Consider the following 3,065-nt stretch of genomic DNA (forward strand, 5'->3'; position numbering starts at 1 on the left):
ACACCAACGCTTCAAGGGGTTATGCATATTTTAACTTTCTTAAGCTATAAAAAAATCCGCTCCTTAATAAGAAGCGGATTGAATTCCATCATCTTCTTATCTTCCAGTTTTCACTGTAGGAATTGGCACCTTGCGCATATGCGTAGGTTGCCGAGGTTTCTAAGGGCCATTCCCTCCACCTCTCGTGATAAGTCACAGTTTTATATTTTCATATATCTTAAATCTTATTGACTCAATTGTCAACTGTTTTTCAAAAATTATTACTATTTCAAGGCTGCAGTTACTGTCATTTCAACAAGAATTGAATCTCTTGCCATTTTTGCTTCAACACAGGCTCTTGCAGGCTCAAAACCATCAGTTACCCATGCATCCCATATCTCGTTCATTTCCTTGAACATGGATATATCCTTTAAATATATTGTAGTAGAAAGGATATGATTCTTATCAGATCCATATTCATTAAGCAGATTTTCTATCTTCTCAAGTACCACCTTTGTCTGCTCTTTTATGTCTACATCTTCTCCGCAGGTTTGTCCGCAAAGATAGACAGTATCTCCATGTGTTACGACACGGCTCATTCTTCCAGTTCCTTCATATCTTTTTATTCCCATTGTATCCTCCAAGTTCAATCTTTAAATTAAATTCTAATATTTCCTCAACTATTTAATTATACTTGAAGAAATTTATCTTTACAAGGTTTGTGAAAGGAAGTTATATATCGAAAAATCTTTTAAGCTCAATTATCTTACAATCGTCTTCATCGCAGGTAAAGTACAGATTGAAATCAAGTTCTCCTTTTCTAAAAAGAAGATATTTTATGAATCCAAAAGAAGCCCTATCCATGTATTGCAGATTTTCAGCAATTATATTAACTTTGAGTTCTCTTGATACAACCATGAGCATTTCAAGCAGGGACTGGTAAATCCTATTTCTTTCTGTTTCCGTACTAAGAGCTGAAATCTCTCCCTTTGAATATTTCAATGCATTTAAACTTATTCTTCCCAAATCTTTCCAAACCCACATGTCAATTTTTTCAAGAATATCGCTTTTACAACTTATGATTATCTCATCAACCAATGATGCAAGATAGTTGTAGTCAAGACCCTCCATAGGAATGCATCCAGTAGTAATAACCAGGCCTTCCAGAGTTTTTACACCATCAGCAATCTTCTTGAGTTCATCCTTTCTTAAAAGAACAATATCTGCTGTACCTCTGTCCTTATACTCCGCCGGGTTTCCATATTTCGTCTCCTTGATAATCTTAAGGAGATTTTTCGTGGATTCCTTTGGAGAAATATTGAGTTCCTCCCTCAGTATATGGGTACATCTGTCATACTGCTTCATAGCCGATGTTCGGTCCCCCATGTCCATGTAAAGCTTCATAAGGTCCACATATAGGTCTTCGTCCAATGAATTTAACCTTATGAGCTCTTCCAGCACAATAATCCCTTCAATATAGTTCTTTTCAGTCTTGAATATGTCAAGAAGCTTATTCAATGAACCAATATACTTTTTTTGATAATTTTCTCTTTCAAAGAAAATCCAGTCGTTGAACTTAAAACACCCCTTAAGGTAGAATCCCTCAAGAAACTCGCCCCTGTAAATTTCTCTCATTCTGTTAAGCCTGCATATGGTTGCCTTACCTTCTTTTTTAGAATAAAGATCATCAACAACTTCAATATCTGATACAACTTCATATTCCCCGTTAAAACATATCCTGCTTCCTTCAGACAGAATAAGGGGATTTTCAAGGTTTTCATTTTTGAATAGCTTGTTCATACTCCATATATTATATCTAAGATTGTATTTTGCAGATTCCTCGCTGCTTTCCTCCCAGAACATGAATGCCAACTTTTCTCTATTAATACTTTCACTTGCAGCTATATAGCATAATATTCCCAAGGATTTTGTGCTTAACTTACCCGTTATGTCTTTGCTGTTAAAAACAACTTGGGGATTACCAAGGACAGAGATTTCAACCCTAGACCTTGTCATTGCAATCACCTCGCAAATTGAAGTCTTCACTGCAGAATATTATATTGCCTTCCTTTAATGTGGCAACTACCTTGATATCCTTTATTCTATCCTTGTCTACTTCGAGAATGTCCTTGTCAAGAACTGTCACATCACAATATTTTCCTTTTTCTAAACTTCCCTTCAAATGGTCTTCGAAGCAAAGGCAGAATTGACTGTAAACATTCCAAGAGCTTCAAAAACTTCAATTGAATGTTCCTTCTTTGGATGGTTCACTGCGGAATGAATGGCAAGAATCGGATTAATTTCGTTTACATCGCTGTCGGAACCTCCACAGAGAATTAGACCATTGTCTATCATGTATCTAAAATTGTTTGTTTTTGATGCAAGATCCTTTCCAAGTCTTCTTTCATACATGCCATCCTCATTACCCCAGTAGTATTCAAATGTCGGCTGTACGGATATGACTAGTCCAAGCTCCTTTGCCCTTCTTACCTGTTCTTTTGTAGCCAGCTCAAAATGCTCGATTCTGTGTCTGTGATCCTTCCTGTTATATATGAGCTGGGCATTTTCATAAGCATCCAACACTTGTTCTATGGCCCTGTCTCCTATGGCGTGAAGAGCAATCTGTAAACCTTCTCTGTGGGCTTCTCCAACATAATAGTTGAGCTCTCCACTATTGAAATACAGTTCTCCCCTTGTGTCGAAGTCGTTGTAATCTGAAGAAATAGCCGCCGTTCTTGAACCAAAAGACCCGTCAATAAATATATCTCCACCCATGCATTTAAGATTGTACTTGAATATTTTCTTCAAATCAAAGGTCTGAAAATACAACTTCACATCTATGGGAAGCTTGTCCTTGTTTTCAATGATGAAATTTACATCCTTTTCATGAAAAGTAAATCCACCCTCCATAGTGTTTATGGAAGTTACTCCCTTGGACACAGCATACCTGACAGCCTTTTCGAGACCCCTCATCCTCAGGTCGTCCTTAAGATATCCAAACATCCTGTTCCTTATGAATGCACTTGCCTTTCCTGTGAAATACCCCAGGGGAAGATTCCTTTCATCCCTTGCTATTCCATCAATAT

At 37.2% G+C, this 3,065-nt stretch carries 2 protein-coding genes, 1 pseudogene and 1 riboswitch; all 3 genes and pseudogenes read right to left on the reverse strand.

Features of this window, described 5'->3' with window-relative positions:
* Positions 1-93: 93 nt before the first annotated feature.
* Positions 94-194, reverse strand: a riboswitch (SAM riboswitch).
* 69 nt (positions 195-263) lie between these two features.
* Positions 264-611, reverse strand: coding sequence for a RidA family protein (locus tag AC3AX0_RS01950; RefSeq protein ID WP_487548620.1), 348 nt, complete (start codon positions 609-611; stop codon positions 264-266).
* A 100-nt stretch (positions 612-711) separates the two neighbouring features.
* A complete protein-coding gene (locus AC3AX0_RS01955) occupies positions 712-1,995 on the reverse strand; it encodes an AfsR/SARP family transcriptional regulator (RefSeq protein ID WP_487548621.1) in 1,284 nt (427 codons plus the stop codon).
* A pseudogene (locus AC3AX0_RS01960) lies at positions 1,982-3,065 on the reverse strand (amidohydrolase); the annotation flags it as partial. The pseudogene AC3AX0_RS01960 and the gene AC3AX0_RS01955, both read right to left, overlap by 14 nt.

The sequence above is a fragment of the Dethiosulfatibacter sp. genome, assembly GCF_983023055.1.

Excerpts from the sequence above, each read along its gene's own strand:
- AC3AX0_RS01950 (WP_487548620.1), bottom strand. The coding sequence starts at position 611 with ATGGGAATAAAAAGATATGAAGGAACTGGAAGAATGAGCCGTGTCGTA.
- AC3AX0_RS01955 (WP_487548621.1), bottom strand. The coding sequence starts at position 1,995 with ATGACAAGGTCTAGGGTTGAAATCTCTGTCCTTGGTAATCCCCAAGTT.